20 protein-coding genes are annotated in these 25,074 nt (G+C 37.2%); 10 read left to right on the top strand and 10 right to left on the bottom strand.

Annotated features, from left to right (window positions below):
* Positions 1 to 80: 80 nt before the first annotated feature.
* Together J4051_RS07235 and J4051_RS07230 are read right to left on the bottom strand one after the other, a co-directional pair.
* A complete protein-coding gene (locus J4051_RS07235; RefSeq protein WP_208233202.1) occupies positions 81 to 1,121 on the bottom strand; it encodes a PLP-dependent cysteine synthase family protein in 1,041 nt (346 codons plus the stop codon).
* 72 nt (positions 1,122 to 1,193) lie between these two features.
* A complete protein-coding gene (locus J4051_RS07230) occupies positions 1,194 to 3,254 on the bottom strand; it encodes a S9 family peptidase (protein ID WP_208233201.1) in 2,061 nt (686 codons plus the stop codon).
* A gap of 164 nt (positions 3,255 to 3,418) precedes the next feature.
* Between J4051_RS07230 and J4051_RS07225 the strand changes: the two genes are divergently transcribed.
* Positions 3,419 to 3,742: a YbaB/EbfC family nucleoid-associated protein gene (locus J4051_RS07225; protein WP_208233200.1), complete on the top strand. Its 324-nt coding sequence runs from the start codon at positions 3,419 to 3,421 to the stop codon at positions 3,740 to 3,742.
* 30 nt (positions 3,743 to 3,772) lie between these two features.
* Here the strand turns inward: J4051_RS07225 and J4051_RS07220 are convergent, their stop codons facing one another.
* From J4051_RS07220 to J4051_RS07210, 3 genes are all read right to left on the bottom strand, one after another.
* Complete coding sequence (locus J4051_RS07220) at positions 3,773 to 4,819, bottom strand: glycosyltransferase family 2 protein (protein ID WP_208233199.1); 1,047 nt, start codon at positions 4,817 to 4,819, stop codon at positions 3,773 to 3,775.
* Positions 4,820 to 5,154: 335 nt separating this feature from the next.
* Positions 5,155 to 6,174 (bottom strand): threonine aldolase family protein, encoded by a 1,020-nt coding sequence (locus tag J4051_RS07215; protein ID WP_208233198.1) that lies wholly within the window; start codon positions 6,172 to 6,174, stop codon positions 5,155 to 5,157.
* Positions 6,175 to 6,179: 5 nt separating this feature from the next.
* On the bottom strand, positions 6,180 to 8,594 hold the full coding sequence (locus tag J4051_RS07210) for a zinc-dependent metalloprotease (RefSeq protein ID WP_208233197.1): 2,415 nt from the start codon (positions 8,592 to 8,594) through the stop codon (positions 6,180 to 6,182).
* Between the two features lie 111 nt (positions 8,595 to 8,705).
* Here J4051_RS07210 and prfB point away from each other — a divergent pair.
* From prfB to J4051_RS07185, 5 genes are all read left to right on the top strand, one after another.
* Positions 8,706 to 9,816, top strand: a protein-coding gene (gene prfB, locus J4051_RS07205) for a peptide chain release factor 2 (protein ID WP_208233196.1) whose coding sequence is annotated in 2 segments (ribosomal slippage) — positions 8,706 to 8,768 and positions 8,770 to 9,816 — 1,110 coding nt in all. Because the reading frame shifts where the segments join, the coding sequence is not laid out codon by codon here.
* A 324-nt stretch (positions 9,817 to 10,140) separates the two neighbouring features.
* Entirely contained in the window at positions 10,141 to 10,758 is a 618-nt protein-coding gene (locus tag J4051_RS07200; RefSeq protein ID WP_208233195.1) for an HAD family hydrolase, read from the top strand.
* Between the two features lie 81 nt (positions 10,759 to 10,839).
* Entirely contained in the window at positions 10,840 to 11,181 is a 342-nt protein-coding gene (arsC, locus tag J4051_RS07195) for an arsenate reductase (glutaredoxin) (protein ID WP_208233194.1), read from the top strand.
* An 82-nt stretch (positions 11,182 to 11,263) separates the two neighbouring features.
* Positions 11,264 to 11,692: a hypothetical protein gene (locus J4051_RS07190; RefSeq protein ID WP_208233193.1), complete on the top strand. Its 429-nt coding sequence runs from the start codon at positions 11,264 to 11,266 to the stop codon at positions 11,690 to 11,692.
* A 4-nt stretch (positions 11,693 to 11,696) separates the two neighbouring features.
* On the top strand, positions 11,697 to 14,213 hold the full coding sequence (locus J4051_RS07185) for a TonB-dependent receptor domain-containing protein (RefSeq protein ID WP_208233192.1): 2,517 nt from the start codon (positions 11,697 to 11,699) through the stop codon (positions 14,211 to 14,213).
* Between the two features lie 101 nt (positions 14,214 to 14,314).
* On the opposite strand, the gene J4051_RS07180 is transcribed toward J4051_RS07185, so the two are convergent.
* Positions 14,315 to 14,512, bottom strand: coding sequence for a hypothetical protein (locus J4051_RS07180; protein WP_208233191.1), 198 nt, complete (start codon positions 14,510 to 14,512; stop codon positions 14,315 to 14,317).
* 1,032 nt (positions 14,513 to 15,544) lie between these two features.
* Here J4051_RS07180 and fumC point away from each other — a divergent pair.
* Together fumC and hutI are read left to right on the top strand one after the other, a co-directional pair.
* Complete coding sequence (gene fumC, locus J4051_RS07175) at positions 15,545 to 16,942, top strand: class II fumarate hydratase (protein ID WP_208233190.1); 1,398 nt, start codon at positions 15,545 to 15,547, stop codon at positions 16,940 to 16,942.
* 125 nt (positions 16,943 to 17,067) lie between these two features.
* Complete coding sequence (hutI, locus tag J4051_RS07170) at positions 17,068 to 18,306, top strand: imidazolonepropionase (protein ID WP_208233189.1); 1,239 nt, start codon at positions 17,068 to 17,070, stop codon at positions 18,304 to 18,306.
* A 107-nt stretch (positions 18,307 to 18,413) separates the two neighbouring features.
* Here the strand turns inward: hutI and J4051_RS07165 are convergent, their stop codons facing one another.
* On the bottom strand, positions 18,414 to 19,298 hold the full coding sequence (locus J4051_RS07165; protein ID WP_208233188.1) for a chromosome partitioning protein ParA: 885 nt from the start codon (positions 19,296 to 19,298) through the stop codon (positions 18,414 to 18,416).
* 114 nt (positions 19,299 to 19,412) lie between these two features.
* Here J4051_RS07165 and J4051_RS07160 point away from each other — a divergent pair, with 114 nt between their 5' ends.
* On the top strand, positions 19,413 to 20,456 hold the full coding sequence (locus tag J4051_RS07160) for a formimidoylglutamase (RefSeq protein ID WP_208233187.1): 1,044 nt from the start codon (positions 19,413 to 19,415) through the stop codon (positions 20,454 to 20,456).
* Positions 20,443 to 20,733 (top strand): hypothetical protein, encoded by a 291-nt coding sequence (locus tag J4051_RS07155; protein WP_208233186.1) that lies wholly within the window; start codon positions 20,443 to 20,445, stop codon positions 20,731 to 20,733. The genes J4051_RS07160 and J4051_RS07155 overlap by 14 nt, the downstream gene beginning before the upstream one ends.
* Before the next feature lie 163 nt (positions 20,734 to 20,896).
* Here J4051_RS07155 and J4051_RS07150 read toward each other — a convergent pair whose 3' ends face one another.
* From J4051_RS07150 to J4051_RS07140, 3 genes are all read right to left on the bottom strand, one after another.
* Positions 20,897 to 22,591, bottom strand: a complete 1,695-nt coding sequence (locus J4051_RS07150) for a hypothetical protein (RefSeq protein ID WP_208233185.1) — start codon at positions 22,589 to 22,591, stop codon at positions 20,897 to 20,899.
* Positions 22,592 to 22,790: 199 nt separating this feature from the next.
* A complete protein-coding gene (locus J4051_RS07145; RefSeq protein ID WP_208233184.1) occupies positions 22,791 to 23,315 on the bottom strand; it encodes a hypothetical protein in 525 nt (174 codons plus the stop codon).
* Positions 23,316 to 23,729: 414 nt separating this feature from the next.
* Positions 23,730 to 24,965 carry a DUF6638 family protein gene (locus tag J4051_RS07140; RefSeq protein ID WP_208233183.1) on the bottom strand — a complete coding sequence of 412 codons (1,236 nt, stop codon included), beginning with the start codon at positions 24,963 to 24,965 and terminating at the stop codon, positions 23,730 to 23,732.
* Positions 24,966 to 25,074 lie beyond the last annotated feature (109 nt).

Raw genomic sequence — 25,074 nt, 5'->3', positions numbered from 1 at the left:
CCGCTGTTTATAAGATTTTCATATACAGAAAATCCTACAACTAAAGCTATCAAGTTATAGGATTCTCTATGTAATTTCAGTTATTTTATATATTGAATAGTTTCTATTGTAGAAACCTTTTTACTGTCAAAAAAGCCTTGTTCGTCCATCCATTTATCACTATAAATCTTACTCATATAGCGCGATCCATGATCTGGAAAAATGGCTACCACCTTATCACCAGGCTTAAACTCACCTGCTTCATTCAGTTGTTTTATGGCTTGCATGGCAGCACCACTAGTATAACCAACAAACAAACCTTCGGTACGGGAAATTTCACGTGCTGCATGTGCACTTTCTTCATCTGTAACCTTGACAAACTCATCAATAATATCAAAATCAGTGGCTGTAGGAATTAAGTTCTTTCCTAAACCTTCAATTCTGTACGGATAAATTTCGTCGTGGTCAAACTCACGAGTTTCGTGGTATTTTTTCAAGACAGAACCATAAGCATCTACACCTATGATTTTTATATTTGGATTTTGCTCTTTTAAGTATTTTGCAGTTCCAGAAATTGTGCCTCCAGTGCCACTACAAGCTATCAAGTGTGTGATTTGACCTTCTGTTTGTTCCCAAATTTCCGGACCGGTACTGTGATAATGTGCATCAATATTAAGTTGATTAAAATACTGATTGATATATACAGAACCTTTTGTTTCTTCGTGCAGTCGTTTGGCAACTTCATAATAAGACCTCGGGTCGTCAGCACTCACATGCGCAGGACACACATATACCTGTGCACCCATCGATTTGAGCATGTCAATTTTATCCGCTGATGATTTGGAACTTACTGCAAGAATACATTTGTACCCCTTGATGATACTCACCATGGCAATACTAAAACCTGTATTTCCAGAAGTCGTCTCAATAATTGTATCTCCTGGCGTCAAGACTCCCTGTCTTTCCGCTTCTTCTATAATGTGCAGTGCAATGCGGTCTTTTGAAGAATGACCTGGATTGAAAGCTTCGACTTTGGCAAAAAACTCACCATCATAGTCAGCTGTCATTCTGTTTAATTTGATAAGAGGCGTATTCCCTATGAGTTGCAATACGTTATCAAATACCTGAATATTTTTCTTCATAAATGCTATTTACCGATTACAATTTAGAAAATGTAATCTAAAACCTTGCAAAAATACGGTTTTTTTTTCGATTTAGGCATCAATATTCTCTAAATCTAATAAAAAGGCGTACTCCTCAGCATCTTCCCTTAAGGCTTCAAAACGTCCGGAAGCTCCGCCGTGACCGGCTTTCATGTTGGTTTTTAAGAGTAATTTATTACTATCGGTTTTATATTCTCTCAGCTTGGCCACCCATTTGGCAGGTTCCCAATATTGAACTTGAGAATCATGCAGCCCAGTAGTGACTAATATATGTGGATAATCCTGCTTTTTCACATTATCATAAGGTGAATAGGACTTCATATAGTCATAGTAGGTTTTATCATTTGGATTTCCCCACTCGTCATATTCACCTGTGGTCAACGGGATTGAATCATCCAACATCGTGGTCACAACATCTACAAATGGAACTGCAGCGATAACCCCTTTATAGAGTTCTGGCGCTTCATTAATAACGGCACCAATCAATAATCCACCTGCGCTTCCGCCCAAGGCGTATAAGTGATCAGGTGATGTGTAATTTTTAGAGATCAAAAATTTGGAACATGAGATAAAATCGCTGAAAGTATTTTTTTTCTGAAGTAGTTTCCCGTCTTCATACCACATACGTCCTAAATATTCTCCTCCCCTTACATGAGCAATGGCGTACACAAAACCTCTGTCCAATAAACTTAATCGAATACTCGAAAAATACGGATCTATGGTATGTCCGTAAGAGCCATAGGCATATAACAATACGGGATTTGTGCCATCTTTTTCGATACCTTTTTTATAAACCAGTGAAATAGGCACTTTTGTTCCATCAGTTGCAGTGGCCCAAACACGTTCAGAAGCATAATTCTTCTTATCAAAATTAGGATCCAAAACCTCCTGTTCCTTGAGAATGGTTTTTTCTTTTGTAACCATATTAAAGTCGATGCTCGATGAAGGCGTGGTCATAGAATTATAGCCATACCTGAGAATGTCCGTATCAAACTCAACATTGGTCGAGGTGTAAGCTGTGTAGGTTTCATTATCAAAAGGGAGATAATAATCTTCAGTGCCATCCCATCTTTTGATGCGAATATGGTTCAGTCCACTTGAACGTTCACTGATGACCAAGAAATCCTTAAAAATATCAATATCTTCAAGCAAGACCTCATCTCTATGTGGAATAACTTCTGTCCAATGAGCCAATTTAGTTTCATTTTCAGCTGTTTTCATCAATTTAAAATTGACCGCACCATCAGCATTGGTGACAATATAAAATTGATCGTTATAATGGGCAATACTGTACTCTAACCCTCTGATGCGTTCCTGAAAAATCTTAAACTCAGCATCTGGTGTATCGGCATTTAAGGTGTAATATTCATTGGTCAAGGTACTGTAACAAGCGATGATCAAATACTTCCTTGACTTCGATTTATAAATGGTGACACCAAAAGTATCGTCTTTTTCATGAAAAATAAGCGTATCCTCCGCCGAGGAGCTTCCTAATTTGTGCTTGAAAACTTTATCCGAACGCAGTGTTTTTTCGTCTTTAACCGTGTAGAACAAGGTTTTATTATCATTGGCCCAAGTTGCAGAACCAGTAGTGTTCTCAATGGCATCAGAAAATATTTCGTCGGTGAGCAAACTCTTGATTTGTAGAGTGTAATTACGTCTTCCAACCGTATCCATTCCAAAAGCGATCATAGTATTGTCTGGACTCACACTCAAACCTACCAATTTAAAATAATCGTGCCCTTCAGCCATCTCATTACAATCAAATAGCAATTCTTCAGGATTCTTTAGACTATCCTTCTTCCTGAGGTAAATTGGATAATCTTTTCCAATTTCATATTTCACAATATACCAATACCCGTTATACTTATAGGGAACCGACTCATCATCTTCCTTAATTCTGGCCTTCATTTCTTCAAAAAGCGAATTTTCAAAATTCTTATACTTTGAGGTGACTGCGTCATAGTAGTCATTTTCAGCATTGAGATAGTCAATAACTTCTTGATTTTCTCTATCATTTAACCAAAAATAATCATCTTGGCGCTCATCATTATGGGCGGTCAGTGTTTTAGGTATTTGTTTTGCTTTTGGCGGCTGAATATTTGGTATCATTAGTTCAATTTTAAAACGGATTGCAAAAATACCATTTTAAAGAAGAGACGGCAAAGAGAAATTATAAAGAAGCACTTTAGATTTATTAAAATTAAAGACCATCAAGACTTCGGGGCTAATTAAATCTTTTTTTAACTTTGCTCAAAATTCAAAAACTGAAGGATATGTTTGGAGATATGATGGGCATGATGAATAAACTCAAAGAGACCCAGAAAAAAGTTGAAGAAACTAAAGAACGCTTGAACCATGTTTTGGTTGATGAGCAAAGTAGTGACGGGAAGGTAAAAGTAACATTAACGGCCAACAGAGCGATAAAATCTATTGCTATCGATGATGAGTTGTTACAGGATAAAGAAATGCTTGAAGATTATTTGATCCTGACCCTAAATAACGCGATTGAAAAAGCCACTGGTGTAAACGAAACTGAATTGGCAGCTGTCGCAAAAGATGGCATGCCAAATATTCCTGGATTGGATATGTTTAAATAGCCGCGTTTTCCTGAAGAGCTTATTAAGGTTTCAGGACTTATTTCTAAGCTTAAAGACTGGATTTGCGACTCTGAAGAAAAAATAGAATCGACGCTCCGTTTTAAAAAGTCTTACCAAAACTTGATAGGTAAGTCCGTTGTAATCTTTTCCCAATAGAGAGTCTAATGGAAACGCATTTATAGCTATCATTTCATTCATTCTTAGCTTTACCTCATCAAAGCTCATAGTGGATTTAAGCATTCGCATCATAGAGAAAAACACGAGTGACTGTTGCTTGGCTTTGATACGCGCTATACAATCTGGATTGGTAGTCTTGTTTTCCAAGGTCTTAATAATGGGATCAAAAGCCAAAGCCGCATTTTGCATGTCCCTAATCAACTTATTATAATGGCTTGGCTCTCTATTTGTCAAGATACTTCCAGGAGCATCTCGATATCGATGGGCATCCAAGTTTAAATGCGCCATTTTTTTGGCTTCCAAAAACATTCCTAAAGTAAAGGCAGCATCTTCCAGATAACGGCCCTCTTCAAACTTAATTCCTAAACCTTCCAAGAACTCTCGGTTTATAACGTACCACCACGCTTCATTTCTGTACGGCAAATTGGCCAAATAATCTTCACCAGATACAATTTCAGAGAGTTTTATGTCCCCAAGTGAAATTTTAGGTTTTATTTCTTTTAGAATGGCATCATCCTTTGGTGACGAAGATGAAAACCTTTCAGACAAGAATGTTAGGACATTCAAATCATGATGTTCGCAAGTATCAACTATTGTATTTAAGCAGTTTGGAATAAGAAAATCATCAGAATCCAAAAAATAGATATACTTCCCGATGGCGTGTTCCATCCCACAATTTCTCGCACTGCTCAGTCCGCCATTTTCTTTGGAAATAACTTTAATATGATCGTGTTTTTTAGCGTAGCCCTCTACAATTTTCAAACTACCGTCCGGAGATCCATCGTTAACTACGATTATCTCATGATCCTTGGCATCAAGTCCCTGGTTTAGCACACTATCTAAACATTGTGCAACGTACTTTTCAACATTATAAACTGGAATTATAATACTTAACCTCATAAATTATGTTCATTCTAAGTTCAGGGCATAGGTGCCACAAGAACAAATGGATCTTTTAGTTTGATGTATTTATTATATGTCAAAATTAAGAACCTCGGGGTATTAAAACCCACTGGTGGAAATCAATATACATTTCTTTCAAAAAAAAATCGGCGTATCAAAGATAAAAACTGAGCCACCTTTACAAACTGGTCAGAATCAAAGTAAAACAACTTTTCATTTTAAACCAAACTATTTCAAATTATTACCATCATTTTAGATTAATTCGCTATAAATCAGGCAAAACAATATAACTCATAAAATAAAACATATAAGCTCTGTTTGTCTTCGTCAGATCAAAGATTTTTCAAATAAGTGAGAAATCTGTCGTGCATTTCATCCGTATAATCCAAATGTGTCACAATTCGAAGTTTGCCACCACCCATACTGCTCAATCGTATGTTATTGTCTGCCAGAAGTTTTAGGAATTTAGTGTCATTTTTATTATCTACTAATTCAAAGATGATAATATTGGTCTCAACAGGCTCCACTTTCTTGATAAACTCAAGTTTCGACAATAACTGCTCTATTTCTTTAGCTTTTTGATGATCTTCTGATATGCGCTCAATATGATGATCTAAGGCATAAAGTCCAGCAGCAGCCATATAACCTACTTGTCGCATCCCTCCTCCCAAGACTTTTCGAATCCTTAAGGCATTTTGCATGATATCTTCATCACCAATCAAGACCGACCCTATAGGACAGCCCAGACCTTTGCTCAAGCAAACCGAAATCGTATCAAATATCTGCCCATAATCCCGTGCCGTTTCTGGTTTTGCTACCAATGCATTCCAGATACGCGCACCATCTAAATGGTACCCCAAATCATGGTCATTGCAGACCGTTCGTATTCTTTTAAGCTCTTCAAAATCCCAACACGATCCTCCGCCCCTATTGGCAGTATTTTCAACTTCCACCAAGGTGGTTAACGGACTGTGATAGAAATCAGGAGGGTTAATGGCTTCAATCACTTGCTCTGCAGTGAACATCCCACGATTTCCTTCCAATAATTTACATGAAATACCGCTATTGAATGAAGCACCACCGCCTTCGTAATGATAAATATGGGCGTTAGAATCGCAAATCACCTGATCTCCTGGATTGGTGTGAAGTTTTAGGGCTGTTTGATTGGCCATGGTCCCTGTGGGAAAAAACAAGGCTTTTGGTTTGCCAAACATATCTGCAAGTTGCACTTCAAGCTCATTTACGGTTGGGTCTTCTTTATATACATCATCACCAACTTTTGCACTCATCATCGCTTCCAACATGCCTTGAGTAGGTTTGGTAACGGTATCACTTCTTAAGTCTATAATCATCGTTGTTAATTTAAAATATAATCACAAGCGTCTGTTCCTATCGGTGAACCATCAGGAATACGTGGCACTGGTTCTAATTTGAATTTTTCAGGGTGCTCCCGAAATTCGGAAATCATGCGTGCATATTGAGCAGCATAAGGATTTACATCTCGTTTTTTGTCGTATAAGCTCTTAGATATCTCTCCTATCGCATCATTCGCCTTGGCTTGAACTTGAAAATATGCCGATTCAGAAACGGCAAGATTCATAATATACTTTAGGACATTAACATTTATAGCTTGCTGAACTTCAAACAGGTACGGATCTTTATGACTTTTACCAAACGAATTTGCAATGAGGTCATTAAGTACATCCTCTAATCCCAATTGGTTGTTGTCCAAACTTTTTTGCTGTACCAATCTGTTGGCGCGTTGCGGATTTAATAAAAACTCTAAAGTCATATCACTTGCTGTTGACGGAGCACTCAAAGCATCAAAAGCGACACCAGTCTTTCCCGAGAATGATTCACGAGTTTTACCATAGCCAAATGCCCGTGGCGGAAACAATGCTAATTTTTCTTTCGGGATGGCTAAAATTTCTGCGGAAATGGAAGCCATCAATGCTCTTAAAGCTTCTTTTTGAATCTTGGTTTCCAACACCTCGGTTATTAACTGGCCATCTCCCTTAAGTGCATAATTATAATCCATACCTCCAACTAATTTGGAAGTCGCTTCGGTCTGATACCTGTGGAAAAAATAAAGCGGAACAAATACATCTTCCAGAACTGAATAAGGTTCATTGTTTCTGATATTATCCTTGGAAAAGTTCGAGATTGCCTGTTCACGAACTTTCAAGACCCGTTCAAGTTCTTCAGACGCACTTTTACCATTATCCCAGAGATGGGCATAAACATGTGCACCACCCGCAGCTCGGGCGTCCGAATCTGAAATAAACCGAAGACCTTCATCTTGAGCTTTCTTTAAAATGGCATTTAGGGCTGTCCTCTCATCAATATCCTTATCAAAATCCGAATAGCTATAGGCAACGGTTACTTTATCCCATACACCAATACCGTCGGTATAAGCATCATCCAAACTGATGTTTCCATTATCCAATGTAATTTTGGGGTGCGGATAATCCATAACCGAGGCATCATCGTTGCTACTCGCTGCAAAATTGTGCGCAAATCCCAGTGTATGTCCTATTTCATGTGCACCCAACTGACGCATTCTGGCCAAGGCCATTTTTAACATTGGTGCATTGTTGGTGTCAGAATCTGCAAAAGGTCGATTCAATAAGGCTTGGGCAATCAAAAAATCCTGACGGATTCGCAAACTCCCTAAACTCACATGGCCTTTGATTATTTCACCAGTTCTTGGATCGACTACAGAGGCGCCATAACTCCATCCACGTGTAGAACGATGCACCCACTGGATCACATTATACCGGCAATCCATAGGATCAGCATCGTCGGGCAACATTTTGACTTGAAAAGCATCCTTAAAACCAATGGCTTCATAGGCCTTGTTCCACCAACGAGCACCTTCCAATAACGCAGAACGCACAGGTTCTGGCGTTCCGGGATCAAGATAATAAATGATGGGGTTCTTGGCTTCACTCATTGCCAATTCGGGGTTTTTCTTTTCCAATCGGTGTCTTATAGCAAATCGTTTAACTATATTTTCTTCAATTGGTGTGGCGTAATCCATATAAGAAATAGAAATGGCACCGCTGCGTGGATCAAATTCGCGAGGTTTGTAATTATCATCTGGCAACTCTATAAACGAATGGTGTTGAATAACACTTAATAATGACGATGTTGGCGTAACACTTCTAATGTTTCGGCCTTTGGCATCCCCATCAAAAGTCAATAAGGCTTCAAACTCTACATTTTTAGGAAACGCTTTAGTGCGTTCTAATGACAGCGCACTTTTAGAAAGATCAACTTTGTATGTCCCTTCGTTTTGGGCTTTTAATCTTTTGGCAACCCCATGGGCGTCTTCCAATAAAAACGGAGTTAAATCAATGATGTATTTATCCTCGTTAGTTTCCTCTATCTTAAATCCGAATAGCACTGATTTTGCAAAAGCTTGTTCTATACTTTGCTTTTCAGGAACATTATCCGTGATGGCCCTGAAATTCTGGTTGGGCTGAACCAATAGTAATTTATTGCCGGCTTTAATAAATTTCACAATGCGTCTAGCTCCCAATTGACCTCTATCCAATCCGATATCATTAGAGCCAACACCACTTGCCAAACTATTTACATAAAGAAATTCGTGATCTATCTTATCGACCTCCAAATAGATCTTATCCTGTTTTTCTTCATAATAAAAATTAAAAAAACCTTTATAGGCTTCCACTTTTTTATCCTTCAAGACTTGTGAGAATAAGGGATTTGCAATCAATACTACAATGAGACAAAGAAGATGTTTTTTCATAATGGTTAATTAGCTCATAAAATTACACAAATTAACTTAAAAAAATTATCCCATTAATTCCTTAATACTGCCTATTTTTAATGATATCTTTGCGAAAAATTAACACTAAAAATGACTCCATCCGATCAAGTTAAAGGTCTTGTAGAACGCCTAGGTGCGTTGAGGAGGTATCTTTGACATAGATGCCAAGACTATTGAGATAACAAACGAAGAAGTACAAACATTCGACCCAGATTTCTGGAATGACTCCAAAGCTGCCGAGCTTGTAATGAAGTCATTACAAGAAAAAAAACATTGGGTTGCCGATTACAAAACTGCTAAAACATTAGTCGAAGAGTTGGAGGTGTTTTATGAATTCTATAAAGCTGAAGAAATCTCAGCTGCAGAATTTGAAGCACATCTTAAAAAAACTACTGATCATATTGAAAAATTAGAGTTTAAGAATATGCTTTCGGATGAAGGTGATAGTTTGAGCGCGGTTCTTCAAATCACATCGGGTGCAGGCGGTACCGAATCCTGTGATTGGGCAAGTATGCTCATGCGCATGTACCTTATGTATGCTGAAAAGCACGGGTTTAAGGTAAAAGAACTCAACTTTCAGGAAGGCGATGTGGCTGGTATAAAAACGGTCACTTTAGAAATTGATGGTGATTTTGCCTTTGGATGGCTGAAGGGTGAAAATGGCGTCCATAGATTGGTACGCATCTCTCCTTTTGACAGTAATGCTAAACGTCATACCAGTTTTGCTTCTGTTTATGTATATCCGCTTGTGGACGATACCATTGAGATTGACATCAATCCGGCAGATATAGAAATTACCACGGCACGCTCCGGTGGTGCTGGTGGGCAGAATGTTAACAAGGTGGAAACGAAGGTGCAGTTGGTACACAAACCAACTGGCATTCAGATTTCATGTTCAGAAACCCGATCACAACACGACAACAGATCGCGAGCGATGCAAATGCTTAAATCGCAGTTGTATGAAATTGAACTTCAAAAGCAATTGGCACAACGAGAAGATATTGAAGCTGGCAAAATGAAAATCGAATGGGGAAGCCAAATTCGAAACTATGTTATGCATCCTTATAAATTGGTGAAAGATGTTAGAACAGGACACGAAACTGGTAATGTTGACGATGTAATGGATGGTGAAATTGACGAATTCCTAAAGGCGTATTTGATGTTAATGGGACAAAAGGATGAGAATCCTGATGAACTTTAGATGGGTGAAAAGTTGAAATTGCCTGCCCGTCCGTTTACCCGAAACTTTTATAGAGGTGGGTAGTATTTGCGGAGGCGGGATGTTGAAGTTGAAGTTGAAAAGTATGAACTTATAACTTTCAATTTTAAAACTGAAGACTGCCTATGGAGACTACCAAACTGAATACTGCCGACTGATGACTGCCAACTGAAGACTGCAAACTGAATACTGCCAACTGAGGACTGCCAACTGAAGACTGCCGACTGAACACTGAATACTGTCCGCTCATAGCAAAGCGAAGTAGAAAAAAAATAATACAAAAGAGGCCCTTTCGTGGGAAATGATATGAAAAAAATAGATACCATAATTTTCGACCTTGGCGGTGTTCTTATTGACTGGAACCCAGAATACGTATATTTAGATGCTTTTGATGGCGATAGAGAAAAAATGCAATGGTTTTTTGACCATGTCTGCACTCATGATTGGAATGAGAACCAAGACGCAGGCTACCCATTAGAAAAAGCCACTGAAGACCGCATCGCACTTTTCCCTGAGCATGAAGAATTGATCCGTATGTTTTATGGTCGGTGGGAAGAGATGTTAGGCGGCGCCATTGAGGGAACCGTTCAAATTTTAAAAAAGCTAATAGATAGCAAACAGTTTCAGGTTGTTGCACTTACCAATTGGAGTCATGAAACTTTTCCAGTCGCGCTTAAGACTTTCGATTTTTTACATTGGTTTGAAGGCATTCTTGTTTCTGGTGAGGAGAAAACCCGAAAACCGTTTAAGGATATATACGAGTTGACATTGGATCGTTTTAATATTGATGCCGGACGTTCTGTTTTTATAGATGATAATCTTCGAAACATCATCGCCGCCAAAGATATGGGCATCAACACCATTCTTTTTAAAAATCCTGAAAATTTAGAAGAAGAGTTAAAAGCCTTTGGTATTAAATTTTAAAAACAGACAATAAGAGAGCTTGTTGGTTGATGTTGTCAATAGATGTACCTTTGCACATCCTTTTAAAAACCATGTGTAAATATGATTAAAATCTATCACAATCCACGATGCAGCAAATCCAGGGAAGCCTTGGGAATCCTTGAAACACAAAAAGAGGACTACCATGTAATTAAGTACATGGACGAACTGATTAGTATCGAAAAACTAAAAGAACTCATTAAACTTTTAAAAATCAATCCTATTGAACTCGTGAGAACCAATGAGTCCATTTGGAAAGAAAATTTCAAAAATTCTAACTTAACAAATGATGAGCTTATTGCCGCCATGGCTAAACATCCTAAGCTCATTGAGCGTCCTATAGTAATTAACGGAAATAAAGCCGTAATTGGACGTCCACCACAAAAAATCCTCGACATTCTATAGGGGTTTCTTTAACACAACTTTAACCAAACCTCATTAAACCAAGTTCTATTTTTGCACTCTTAATAACTAAACCACCCCTATTATGGTTGCAAAAACAATTCGACTCTCTCTTATTATGCTTTTTTTGAGCATGACAACTTCCTATGCCCAGACTAAAGATGCTATGGAGAAGGAAAGAGAGAAGTACATGGAAAAACAAATGGAGCAATATAGAGATCGAGTGGATACTTTTATAAAGCTCTTAGATGTTGATGATTTTAAAGGCGAGATTATTAAACAAAAAATTGATGATTTCTACAAAAAACGAAATCAGATCATGTATTCTGAATTATATCAAGAATACGAGAAAAAACCGATGGTTGATCAATTAAAAACCTCACATTTCTCCGACGTCAAGGAACTCTATACAGAAGAAACAATCGCATCCATCCAACGATTTGTAGATGATAATAAAGGTGAAATTAAAAAATTACAGAAAACAAAAACCAAAAAAACCAAGAAAAACAAATAAACTAATGAAACTAATTCCTTACGTATTTACCCTATTTTTTTTATTAACTTCAAATCTCATTTCCGCTCAAGATGAGGTCAGTATCACAGGTATTGTGATGGACAAAGATGTCAATCAGCCTCTTGAATATGCAACCATAGCCTTTTTTAGCAAACAAGAAAATAGAATTGTCACAGGTGGTATCACCGGTGAAGATGGAAAGTTTGACATTAAGGTGCCTAGAGGTACCTATGATATTTCTGTAGAATATATTTCGTACGGAACAAAAACAATTCCAAATAGAACCTTGATCCAAAATACTGATTTAGGTGTTTTGGGTATCGCTATTGACGCACAAGCATTAGGGGAAGTTTCCATTATTGCTGAACGAACCAGCGTCGAAATAAAATTAGATAAAAAAATATATACCGTTGGCCAAGACCTAACCGTTAGAGGTGGAACTGTAAGTGATGTGTTGGACAATATTCCCTCAGTTTCTGTGGATGTTGAAGGCAATGTCGCTTTAAGAGGAAATGACAACGTGACCATATTAATCAACGGTAAGCCTTCTGGATTGGTTGGACTAAATTCAACAGATGCTTTGCGTCAACTACCTGCAGAATCAATTGAGCGAGTTGAAGTGATCACTTCTCCATCCGCTAGGTATGACGCTCAGGGTACTGCCGGGATTTTGAATATTATTTTACGAAGAAGTAAACTTCAAGGTCTCAATGGAGCAGTTACGGCAAATGCAGGATATCCTGCAACGGCTGGACTTTCTGGAAATATCAACTACAGAACAGGCGATTTCAATTTTTTCAATACTACGGGATATACCTATAGAGAATCTCCAGGAAACTCCTTCACAGACACTCAATATTTCAACATTAAGCGTGATGAGGATGGTAATATTATTGAAGATAGACCCGATACATTTCTAAACGAAGTTAGAGAGTCTAACAGAGAGAGCAATAGTATTTCTACAAACATTGGTGTGGAGTGGTATATTAATAATACGGCTTCTTTGACCACATCTTTGGTATACAGAAATAGTAACAGTGACAATAACTCCACCAATTTCAGTAGAGAGTATGACTCAAATAATATTCTGACCTCAACCTCTGAGCGTTTCAATCCTGAGCTTAGAGATGATAAAACCATCCAATACTCCGTCAACTTTGACAAGCAGTTCAATGATAACAGTCAGCATAAATTGACATTTGATTTTCAATATGAAACAAGTGATGAAGACAATAGGTCATTTATTTCTCAAGATGGTTCCAATGTAGAGCGTATAAAAACCTTTCAAACCCAAGACAATATTCTATTACAGGCTGACTACATACACCCTTTGGGCAAAAACAGTCAATTTGAATTGGGTTATCGAGGTAGTTTCAATGAAATGGATACGGATTATAGCTTGGAATTTTACGAAGACGGTAACTATGAATTGGATACCGATGTCAGCAATAATTTGATTTACAGAGATTACGTCAATGCTGTTTATACACAGTTTGGCAGTAAGATAGGTGGCAAATTTTCTTATTTAATGGGCCTAAGACTGGAGTCATCCCGTGTTACCATTAACCAATTGACGACGAGTGATTTGCAAAAAAAGGATTATGCAGATTTGTTTCCAACAGTCAATTTAGGTTATGAAATAACTGAAAACCAAAGTATTCAGTTAGGATATAACCGTCGTATCAGAAGACCACGTTCTTATTTTATCAATCCATTCCCTTCACGAAGTAGCCCTACAAGTGTCTTCCAAGGAAATCCAGATATCGATCCAAGCTTCTCAAACAAAGTAGATTTAGGATATTTATGGAAATTTAATAAGTTCACTTTGAACTCTTCTATTTACTATGAGAGAGCAACTGATGTTTTCAACTTCATCAGTGAAGCAACAGGTGATTACTATATTAGAGATATCAACTTTACGGTTAATGAAAATGACCCAGATTTTGACAATATAACCGCCCAATATGAAAGTGTGATTCCTGTGATAAGAAGAACACCTATCAATTTGGCTACAAACGATAGGTTTGGTTTTGAGTTTACTTTAGCTTACCGTGCTTCCAAAGATTGGAATGTGAATGGAAATTTCAACTTGTTCCAATCGAAAACTGAAGGAATTTACAATAATGTGGATTACGGTGCAGAAAACTTAAGTTGGTTCTTCCGCTTGAACAACAAATACACCTTACCTGGAAAAATTGATTGGCAAACGAGAATATTTTATATGGGACCTAGTGAAGACGCCCAAAACAAACGGGACGGAATGTTCTCTACTGATATGGCCTTTAGTAAAGACCTATTTGACGATCGTGCCTCTATTGCGTTTAACGTAAGTGATTTGTTCGACACTAGAAAAAGATCTATGGAGTCTTTTACGCCTTCGTACAATAGCTCATCAGAGTTTCAATGGAGACCTCGTAGCTATAATATCTCATTCACTTACCGTTTCAACCAACAAAAGAAACAACAGCGAAATATGGAGCGTGGTAATGGTGGTGATGAAGATTTTGATTTTCAAGGATAATTTCTCTTGCTTGACCTAAAAAGCATAGAGTTAGTAGCAAAAAAAAGCGGTTTCAAATATTTGAAACCGCTTTTTTTATTTTATATGTTTAATGACAATCCTTATAAATCCTCTAAAGTAGTTGTCGACGCTTCCTTCTTCGCCTTACGCTCTGCTTGCATTTCTTTAAAGCGCTCCATTGAAGCTCCAAAGACCCAATATGGAATCACAAAAGTCATTAAAAAAATCATTAACCAAAAACCCATGGTCAATATCGTCATAAACGCCAAAAATCCTAAATACTGGTCAAATGTAAACATGTTGCAAGTTGTTTTTAATAATTAAAGCAAATATAGGAGAAACCTTTAGTTTATACAATACCTATTTTAAGATTTATTAACAGAGTTTTTAAGAACTGAAGGTGCTGCAAATAATAGATCCCTTAATCTTATTCTTTATCTTCCACCAAACTAACAACAACGATTATGATTTTATTGTCGCAGTAATAATGCTCCTTAAAATCTATATTGTAATTATACTTCATGAAAATAAACACAATATTTAAAAAATCAAATTGGCATAAGATCTGATTTTTGCAGAATAGTCCCAGTGCTAAATTCATATATCACAACCCGATATCAACTCAAAGCAATTGTCGGTCTTCGAAAGTTCGGCTGTGCCAATAATCACCCACTACAGTATCGGATTCGAATCAAGAACCTCTGGGCATGTCCGACCTGTAGAGGTGGGAGGCCCCTCTAAGTATGAATAAGGAATTGTCTTTTCGATCGAGTCAAGCCTAGCGGTATTAAAACCCTCTGGTCAGAATCAATTTTCCCGGTAACCCCGTCGGTCACAGTTTGTAGAAGCCCGTACCAATCGACTTTCAAGAATATAATGTTCATAAGCTTTGGTAATTTGTCATTTAGCTATTAAAGCAGGAGATTTATCCGACGTATTTAACTTATTCAATCAAAAAAGCATGAATAGTTCCAATTATTAGGAATCAACCGAGTTTGATACTGTATCAATTTGAAATGAGGTTATGGGCAAAAACCTATCATATATGATGTATTGGAATTATTGGCTGCTGTTAAAAACATCGCTTTATAAGATAAATGACAATTAGAACGACCAAACCCGCTCCCCACAATTTCACGAGTGTATTATCGTATTCTTTATAAACAAGATTTCATAATAGCTAAAAGCATAATTTATAAGGATTAGGCTTTTTTTCTGGAGCATCATGATTGGTTAAATTTTACGGCTATCTTTAGGAATTAATATAGACAACCACTAACAAATTTCCATCAAAAAGGCTAACTTTGTGAAGTAATTAATCATCAGAAATTATGGAATACAGAATTGAAAAAGACACAATGGGCGAGGTGAAAGTTCCTGCCGATAAACTTTGGGGTGCACAAACAGAGCGCTCTCGAAATAATTTTAAAATTGGAGCAGTTGCATCGATGCCATTGGAAATTATTTATGGTTTTGCCTATCTTAAAAAAGCGGCGGCATTTACCAATTGTGAATTGGGAGTTTTACCAATCGAAAAACGCGATTTGATTGCTCAAGTCTGTGATGAAATATTGGAGGGCAAGCACGACGACCAATTTCCATTGGTAATTTGGCAAACCGGCTCTGGCACCCAAAGTAACATGAACGTTAATGAAGTAATCGCCAATAGAGCACAACAAATAGCTGGTAAGAAAATCGGCGATGGTGATCCTGTTATCAGTGCAAACGATGACGTCAACAAATCACAATCTTCAAATGATACGTTCCCAACAGGAATGCATATTGCCATTTACAAAAAAGTGGTTGAAAATACGATTCGTGGTGTCATTCAATTGCGTAACACATTACATAAAAAAGCTAATGATTATAAAAATGTTGTAAAAATTGGGAGAACACACCTCATGGATGCAACGCCTATTACACTCGGACAGGAAATTTCGGGTTATGTAGCACAATTGGATTATGGATTAAAAGCTTTAGAGAATACCTTGCCCCATTTAAGCGAATTGGCACTTGGCGGCACTGCTGTAGGTACAGGTTTGAACACCCCTAAAGGCTATAGTAAACGCGTTGCAGAGTTCATCGCCAAATTCACAGACTTACCTTTCATTACCGCTCCCAACAAATTTGAGGCGCTTGCTGCACATGATGCATTGGTAGAAACGCATGGCGCATTGAAACAATTGGCCGTAAGTTTAAATAAAATAGCCAATGACATCCGTATGATGGCATCTGGGCCAAGAAGTGGGATCGGAGAAATCATCATTCCTGCCAATGAGCCAGGAAGCTCAATCATGCCTGGAAAAGTGAATCCTACGCAATGTGAAGCCTTAACCATGGTTTGTGCACAAGTTATTGGAAATGATGTTGCCGTAACCGTCGGTGGCACACAAGGGCATTATGAATTGAATGTTTTCAAACCAATGATGGCGGCAAACCTATTACAGTCTGCTCAATTATTAGGTGATGCCTGTAAGAGTTTTGATGAGCATTGTGCACAAGGCATTGAGCCTAATCTTGATGTCATTAAGCACTTATTGAATAACTCTTTGATGTTGGTCACTGCTTTAAATACTAAAATAGGATATTACAAAGCTGCTGAAATTGCTAACACAGCACATAAAAACGGTACGACCCTGAAAGAAGAAGCTATCAATTTAGGATACGTCACCGCCGAAGAGTATGACGAATGGGTGAAACCAGAAGACATGGTCGGCGGACTTAAATAATCGGTTTCATTCAAGGTTTTTTTAAAAGATATAAAGCCTTCATAATTTTATAAAAAAGCAAGTTTATTTTTAATAACTTGCTTTTTTTATGCGTATTCCGCAGTTCATTTATATAAATTTCAATTATGTCCATACTCATTATCAACATCAAGGAGCTGATTCAAGTCAGAGAAAATAACGTGACCATTGTCAAAGGGCCTGACATGAAAACCCTCCCTACCATCAAAAATGCTTATCTCATTATTGAACATGACACGATTGTTGAATATGGCCCCATGTCCGATTATGTTGATTATCAGGCTGAGGAGGTTATTGATGCCAAAGGCAAAATGGTGCTTCCTGCATGGTGTGATTCCCATACTCATATTGTGTATGCTGGAGACCGATCTCAAGAATTCGTAGATCGTATCAATGGTTTGTCCTATGAAGAAATTGCTGAACGAGGCGGAGGTATTTTAAATTCTGCTGAAGTACTTCAGAACACTTCTGAAGAGGATCTTTATCAACAATCCTTGAAACGATTGAACCGCGTGATGCAGTTGGGCACTGGCGCGGTAGAAATAAAATCGGGTTATGGATTGACGGTGGAAGCCGAATTGAAAATGCTCCGGGTAATTAAACGGCTCAAAAAAGAGTCATTAGCCACTATAAAAACCACTTTACTTGCTGCACATGCAGTTCCTAAAGAATTTAAAGACAATAAAAAAGGATTTGTTGATCTTGTTGTTGCTGAAATGATTCCGGAAGTTGCTCAATCAAAACTTGCTGATTATATCGATGTCTTTTGTGAAAAAGGATATTTCGATTTGGAAGATACAGAGCGAATTTTGACAGCCGGGAAAGAATATGGTCTAATTCCGAAGATCCACGTCAACCAATTCAATGCCTTTGGTGGCGTAGCCCTCGCTGTGAAGCATAAGGCCCTATCTGTAGACCATCTTGAAGAAATGAGAGCAGAAGACATCGAGGCTTTGAAAAACAGCACTACAATGCCCGTAGCGCTTCCCTCCTGTTCCTATTTTCTAAGTATACCGTATTCACCAGCACGCCAAATTATTGATGCTGGATTGCCATTGGCATTGGCTACAGATTATAATCCAGGTTCCACACCAAGTGGTAATATGAATTTTGTAGTGAGTACTGCGTGCATCAAATTAAGAATGACGCCAGAAGAAGCTATGAATGCCGCCACTATAAATGGCGCTTATGCCATGGGTATTTCAAACCAATACGGAAGCATCTGTAGAGGAAAAAAAGCAAATTTGATTATCACCAAAGAAATAGAAAGTTATAATAACCTGCCGTATGCTTTTGGCGATAACCTAATAGATAAGGTGATCATAAGTGGAAAAGTCTTGGATTAATCGATGCTAATAACACGCTAAATCGCCTATCCCATCATATGAAAACATAAAAAACCCGAAAATCATTTGATTTTCGGGTTTCTTCGTTTTTATATACTAAGTTTTGGCTATTCTAAAGTAAATTCTGTAGTTGAAACCAACTCTTTCTTGTTGAAAATATTTACTACGTAACGTCCTTTTGAAAACTCTCCTTTTGGAGCTACAAACTCGCAGATATTCAGGTTTCTGTTTTCATAGTTGAACTTACTCACTAAACTATAGTTCAAGACCGTTTCACCAAATTGAATTTGCTCATTAGCACCCAAAACATTATCACTTGGATCCAAGACCTGAACATATAATTCTTTATCACCTGCACCAACTAAAGTGTTTTTTGCAACCGTATAACACAATCTAATTTTATCACTACGTCGAGCTCTTTCAGTTGGGATTAGTTTTCCTGAACTTCTTTCAATCACACCAAAAGCCTTTAACCCTACAGTTTGCAAAACCGCAGCATTTTCAACCACAGTTGCCAATTCTGTATTCTGAACCAATAGGGAATCTGTAAACATGGTTCGTTCTGCTAACCTCACATTCGTGCTATCCAATGAGGTCGCCAATAGTGAGTTTTCAATCCGAAGTTTATCATTTTCAGTTAAAAGAACGTTCATTTCCTCTTGTAACGATAGATACTTCTTTCTAAAGCTCATTAAGCTATTCACACTATTTTGAGATATTTTCAAAGAATCCATTAAATTCTGAATTCTACCTCTGGCTTCTGCCAAGTCCTCATTCGCCACTCTGTTTTCTCCAATGGCAATATCATATTGTTTTGCCATATTGCTTAAATCCGTCATAACCAACTGCTTTTCTTTGGTTAACTCAGCTTCATTTTTCTTTTTATCATTGTACAATTTTGAGGTATAAAAGCCTGTTCCGATAAACAAGGCCAATAAGATCCCCAAGGCAATCTTTAATCCGGTATTTTTGTTACTGTTTGAACTTTCCATAAGTTTTGTTTTAGTTATTGATACTTAAATTAACACTGGTTTTGTTATTTTTGGTAATTGGAAAAAATTAAAATATAATTTTAATACATCAAATGTAAAATTAAATTCTCAAAAATGGAGAAACTTGTTCTATTTAATAAAAACGATTTAGATCTCTTACTAAAAAAAAGAGCTAATGAATCCAAATTCGGAGAACATATTCAATTACTTTCCAATTCTACCCATATATACGAATCGTTAACATCTTTGGACGTTGACTATGTTGTATTTGGAATTCCAGAAGATGTTGGTGTGTTCGCAAACTATGGAAATAGAGGTGCAGCCAAAGCCTGGGAAGCAACTCTAAAGGTTTTGTTAAACATTCAAAGTAATGGCTTTACAAATGCAAACAAAGTGCTTATACTTGGTCATTTAGACTTCTCAAAAGAGATGGAAAAGATTGACAAATATGATGCGTCTGATAAAAAACACATCGAAAAGGCTAGAAAACTAACCGAAAAAATTGATAGACATGTCACAGATTTGATCTATCAAATTGTCAAATCCGGAAAAAAACCTATTATTGTAGGTGGCGGACACAACAATGCTTATGGCAATTTAAAAGGCAGTTCATTAGCCTTTAAAAAACCAATTAATGTAGTCAATTTTGATGCCCATTCTGATTTTAGACGAGAAGAGGGCAGACATAGTGGCAATGGATTCAGTTACGCATTCGCTGAAGGTTTTTTGAAGAATTATTTTATTTTTGGTCTGCATGAAAATTATACTTCCGATCATATTTTTAAGACATTAGATAGATTTAAGGCGTTACAATTCAATACCTTTGAAGCCTTAACCATTAGAAAGGATAAAAAATTTAAAGCCGAATTGTCGCGGGCAGCGAAGCATGTTGCCGACAAACCTTTTGGGGTCGAAATAGATTGCGATGCCATTAAGTATATTCCAAGCAGCGCCATGACACCTAGTGGGTTTAGCATAAAAAAAGCCAGAGCTTTTGTGACCTATTTCGGAAAACAAAACAATGTAGCCTATTTACATATTTGTGAAGCAGCACCAACACCAGAAACAGAGACTATTGTGGGCAAGCTTATCACCTATTTGATCACCGACTTTATGAGGGCTAATCAGGCAAATCAATCAAGTTATGAAACAAAATAAACAATATCGTATCGACTTATGGTTATTTATAGGCAGCATCACAGTGTTGTTGTACCTGTTATTTATGAACCTCATGTTTGAAGAGTCAGGAAAAAATGCTTTCAAAGCAGTTATGGAATGGGTCACCATTCCGATATTTATCATGGGTGCTTTTATACCTTTGATTGTTATTTTTAGATTTATTGTAAAGAAAAGTGTCAGCACCTCCTTGGCTATCTTAACTTTGCTCTTTTCATTGCTGGCCGCAGTAATGATCGGGTATACCACATTGGTTTAGTGGTTGAAACTAATGGTTTAAAAAGCTATCTGCTGATATTTTAAAATCCACTTCAAGTTATTTAAAAGCATCTCTATATCACTGTTTATTTTAAGAAAGGATAAGTTCGCTTAAATTCAGAGTCAACAATCTCGGGGTATTAAAACCCACTGGAGGAGAAAAATTAGTTCCCAACCGATTTTAAAGAATCAATCGCACGCTGTAATTTTTCAATTTCATCTGCATTGGCATTGACTTTAGGAATTGATTGGATCGAATCTATTGCTCTTTTAATATCTAAGTCTGATGGCTCTGTTGTTTCATTAAAATAATAACCAATCCCTTCACTCGCTCTCCAAGCTTCGTTCAATTCATCGTACACGGTTTTGTCCCATTGACTCGGATGTTTCACATCAATCCAGATCACATTGCGATATTCACTGTCAATCAAAGCCAAATCAGGAGTTGCTGAACCGTCAAACTTTTGTGAATCGGCCTTTACCGCCGATACCGTCCCTAAGAAAAACATCCTTCTACGTCCGGCAATATCTTTAATATAAGGTCTGAACTCCACAGGTTTATTAACTGACCAATCGTATTCCTTACGCGATTCAATAATTTTCAATGGCATGGCAGATACTCCTGCATAACCTTGCTTTTTGGCGGCATGATCATAATAATAGAGTTTATCCGTACCATCTGCCGGAACAAAAACGCTATAGGTCAAACTTGTGCGTTCTTCTCCAATAGGCTCCAATCCAAACCAATGGTACAAACCACTATAAGCTTTAGTATCAACATCATCAAAATTAAAATCTGTTACAAAAGGTTGTTCATTTTGATCATCCGGCATTTCTGGAATTTTTACTGCCGTTTGCATTTTCCATGGCAAAGGATCTGTGAATCCTCCCAAGAACTTTAAAGATTCGGCTTGCAAACGCGATACGTTTTCTGATAAGGTATTTTGTTTGGTCAAAAACGGATGGTTTTTCATTTCTTCCGGACTGATATAGGTACCCTTTCCAATCAATACGCGCTCTAAATAATCATTGAAATTGTGTTTACCACTGTCAATGATCATCACGCCCCCAAAAGTTGGATAGGGGAAAAAGAAACCTTTCCATTTGATCAAACTGACCACTTCTACCCAATTTCCAGAGTCGTTTTTCATATAAAATGTATCTCCTGGCTCCATGGTGAACAACTGAAAAATATTGAAACGTTGCACCACAGCGTTATATGTATTACGACTGAACTTTAAGGACTCGCCTATTGAAAAAGTCACAGGAATACGATTTTCATTAGAAAACCTTGGAAATGGTGAGGTGCTGGAAACAGAGAAAATCTCTTCAGTATTTTCGCTAATTTGCTGCATGGTGTATTTTTCGGAAGGTTGGATGGCCATAGTCCATTTGTTTTCACCATCTACCCTAACCAAATGAGGCAAAGACACGTCTTTTGTTTCACCAACCGATTCATTGGCCATAGAAAAAATATTGCGCAAAGGTTGGATGCGTTCGTTTTGTGTCAATGGCAGTTGGTTGATTTCAACTCTATTCAAATGATTGAAAACATTATAAGTTTTCATATAATCATACATTTTAAAATGCCAACCAATAAAATAAAGTAATCCGAAAAGCACAGTCAAGAGTACCAAAACTCCTAAACGGCGCCCCACACCTACTGCATTTCTAAACGTTCGCAGTCCAAAAAACAATACCAAACCGATCAAGAGGATTACAAAAATGTATTTTCTAAGGAACAATAAAAAAGGTTGGTAGTCATCCCGAAGGAAAAACAATAAAATTATTAAAACCAAAGCACTAATGATTGTGATGGTTTTTTGTCTTCGTCCTCTATTCCAATAGTTCTTTATCATGATGTTCTGTTGTGTGTTGTGTGTTGTCTGTCCGTTGTCCGTTATCCGTTATCCGTTGTTAAGAGGAAAATGAAGTGTTAATCAAATCAATCAACAATCGTTAATCATCAATCAACAATCGTAAATGGTAAATCGTAAATCAACAACCCGCCCGTACCGAAAAGGTACATTCGGGCGGGTCGTAAATCGTAAATCCAATTTACATCAACCCCTTATCCTTCAATCGCTCTCTTGCGCTCTTTTTTGGTGGTTGTGGTTCTTCTTCAATTTCTTTTTTGGCTTCTTCCACCACTTTTGGTTCTCTTGAAGTGATATCCTTGACAAAATCCTTGCTCTGCTCAATGGCATGATCAAACTTTTCTTCTAAAGTATCACTATGTTCATCAATGACTTTTTCAGATTTTAAAATAAATCCTCCGATATAAGTTCCCAAAAGTGTTCCGACAATACTTGAGGCAAACACGGAGATAGTAGCAATATCGATCGGAATCAAAAAGCGCGCGATTAAAATCCCAACCAGAAAAATCATGGCTATAAACACCAAACGCAAAATGAATTTTTGCTGATACAGAAAACCTGTTGGGTCATTGGGCGACATTTGGAGTTTTTTGGAATACATCATTTTATTGAAAAAGCGATACATTCCGTTACCTGTAGATTCTCTCCAATATAGGAGGATTCCGAATAAAATTGAGCCGATGAAAACGATAATCTCTAAGGTCATTTTTTTGTTTTTATAAATTAAGCTCCTTCCAAAGAAGAAGTGTTATACTTTCATAGCGATGAAGAATTCGTTGATATCCATTTTGATTGTATTGATATCATTACAAATAAACTCTTCCGTCTTTAGGCTCTTTACCGAGCCAAAATCCACCTTCCCTCTCAAGGGAAGGAATTTTTTCAATGATCATTATTTCAAAATTTCTCAAACTAATATCTTAAGAAGAATCAAAACTTCTCCTCCTTTGAAGGAGGAGTGGATTCATCCCGAGAAAACGGGATGAAGACGAGGTGGTTGATTTATTCTTCTTCTAAAGGACTTTCTCTCTGATTTAATCCAAAGTCAATTCGACAAATTCAATGAACATCAAAAGAAAACTTGTATCTATACATCTCCTTTAAAATTAGTCTAAAAAATTTATATATTGTTACGAATCGTCGCAATTACCCAATCTTTCAACGAATCATCCCACTCTTTATAGTTGTTATAAAACTGTTCTTTGTCGTACCAATACAGGAATAATACATCCAAAGACGAAATATTCACCAGTAATCTCCATATTAAATCTTGATGCTTTGCATTTAGAGACGAATGTGGTTGTTGTAAAGCTTCAAAGAGTTCCACATCAACTATATCGGCCAATTTATATTGATTGCTGACTTCCATCTTTTCAAGGTACAATTCAACACTCATCACCTTTTTCCGATCTTCAATGGGCAATTTGTTCAAGTACCCTTTGAACAATACTTTATCATCCAAAATATCTTTTATAGGATGTTGAGTGTTTTTTAAAAACGTGGAGAACATGAATTTTTTGATTCGTTCATAACGTGCGGTCTTAACTACTTCATCCAAATCATATTCAATAATCAGATGGTCGCGCAACTTTTCTAACAATTCAGGTTGTGAAATGTGGTAAATCAATACGTCGTGAGAGGTGTCTTTAATGGCTTCCTTATGCCATTTTTCATCTTCGAACACCACAATTGGCGTGATAAAATCACGCAAGACATACACACCTCCAAAAGCTTTTGTGTAAAAGGAATCCGTTGAAAAATAAAGCTCTTTAAGCTCTAAATTCCTGTGTCTTAAATCGCCATAAGTTTTTGCAGAATCCAGTATTCGTTGGTGAAGATTTTCATCAATAAAATTATGCTCTTGTTTAAACGTATCGATCAACTCAAACTGCTGTTTTTGTACTTTATCAAGATTATTGATCAATTTAAAGCTAATGGAAATATCCTTATATTTCAGAACGTCCAAGGGTTCATAAAAAGCATCAATATATTGATCAAAATCAACACAAATAGCACAATCCCTTGTAATATCATTTATCTGATCACCATGCGTCTTGAAAATCAGCTGCATCATCTCCCGGTCAAAGGTATGAAAAGGCATATATACCGGCTTTCCTTTTTGAAACGGCGTAATGATAATGGCATTGGGATTGGCTTCACCATTATTCAGATAATGGATTTCTTTTTTTTCTTCTGCGATTTCAGGACTCCAACCTAAACCATCGATTGAAAAACTTGTAAGAGAGGTTTCAGTTAACCCTAAAATTTTCAGGCACTGATTATAACGCTCTACCAATTTCCCACTGATTGGGATGAGATCGTTTCTAAATAATTGAGCTTCTTTTAGTTTTTCCATGTTTACTTCCCACGAAAGTGGGAATCTCTTGTTTCTTGTTTCTTGTTTCTTGTTTCTTGTTTCTTGTTTCTTGAGTGAAAAAATTATTCTTTATTCACTGCCAGTCGAC

This window comes from Gelidibacter pelagius, assembly GCF_017581925.1.
Lineage (GTDB): Bacteria > Bacteroidota > Bacteroidia > Flavobacteriales > Flavobacteriaceae > Gelidibacter > Gelidibacter pelagius.
Note: the sequence above shows the minus strand (reverse complement) of the source record. Positions and strands in the feature narration are given on the sequence as shown.

What these genes read in the sequence shown, in the direction of transcription:
- J4051_RS07220 (WP_208233199.1), bottom strand. Translation starts at nt 4,819, where the DNA reads ATGAGGTTAAGTATTATAATTCCAGTTTATAATGTTGAAAAGTACGTT.
- J4051_RS07215 (WP_208233198.1), bottom strand. Translation starts at nt 6,174, where the DNA reads ATGATTATAGACTTAAGAAGTGATACCGTTACCAAACCTACTCAAGGC.
- J4051_RS07160 (WP_208233187.1), top strand. Translation starts at nt 19,413, where the DNA reads ATGGAGAAACTTGTTCTATTTAATAAAAACGATTTAGATCTCTTACTA.
- J4051_RS07140 (WP_208233183.1), bottom strand. Translation starts at nt 24,965, where the DNA reads ATGGAAAAACTAAAAGAAGCTCAATTATTTAGAAACGATCTCATCCCA.
- J4051_RS07235 (WP_208233202.1), bottom strand. Translation starts at nt 1,121, where the DNA reads ATGAAGAAAAATATTCAGGTATTTGATAACGTATTGCAACTCATAGGG.
- hutI (WP_208233189.1), top strand. Translation starts at nt 17,068, where the DNA reads ATGTCCATACTCATTATCAACATCAAGGAGCTGATTCAAGTCAGAGAA.
- J4051_RS07225 (WP_208233200.1), top strand. Translation starts at nt 3,419, where the DNA reads ATGTTTGGAGATATGATGGGCATGATGAATAAACTCAAAGAGACCCAG.
- J4051_RS07230 (WP_208233201.1), bottom strand. Translation starts at nt 3,254, where the DNA reads ATGATACCAAATATTCAGCCGCCAAAAGCAAAACAAATACCTAAAACA.
- J4051_RS07165 (WP_208233188.1), bottom strand. Translation starts at nt 19,298, where the DNA reads ATGGAAAGTTCAAACAGTAACAAAAATACCGGATTAAAGATTGCCTTG.
- J4051_RS07145 (WP_208233184.1), bottom strand. Translation starts at nt 23,315, where the DNA reads ATGACCTTAGAGATTATCGTTTTCATCGGCTCAATTTTATTCGGAATC.
- J4051_RS07185 (WP_208233192.1), top strand. Translation starts at nt 11,697, where the DNA reads ATGAAACTAATTCCTTACGTATTTACCCTATTTTTTTTATTAACTTCA.
- J4051_RS07210 (WP_208233197.1), bottom strand. Translation starts at nt 8,594, where the DNA reads ATGAAAAAACATCTTCTTTGTCTCATTGTAGTATTGATTGCAAATCCC.
- J4051_RS07190 (WP_208233193.1), top strand. Translation starts at nt 11,264, where the DNA reads ATGGTTGCAAAAACAATTCGACTCTCTCTTATTATGCTTTTTTTGAGC.
- fumC (WP_208233190.1), top strand. Translation starts at nt 15,545, where the DNA reads ATGGAATACAGAATTGAAAAAGACACAATGGGCGAGGTGAAAGTTCCT.
- J4051_RS07150 (WP_208233185.1), bottom strand. Translation starts at nt 22,591, where the DNA reads ATGATAAAGAACTATTGGAATAGAGGACGAAGACAAAAAACCATCACA.
- arsC (WP_208233194.1), top strand. Translation starts at nt 10,840, where the DNA reads ATGATTAAAATCTATCACAATCCACGATGCAGCAAATCCAGGGAAGCC.
- J4051_RS07155 (WP_208233186.1), top strand. Translation starts at nt 20,443, where the DNA reads ATGAAACAAAATAAACAATATCGTATCGACTTATGGTTATTTATAGGC.
- J4051_RS07180 (WP_208233191.1), bottom strand. Translation starts at nt 14,512, where the DNA reads ATGTTTACATTTGACCAGTATTTAGGATTTTTGGCGTTTATGACGATA.
- J4051_RS07200 (WP_208233195.1), top strand. Translation starts at nt 10,141, where the DNA reads ATGAAAAAAATAGATACCATAATTTTCGACCTTGGCGGTGTTCTTATT.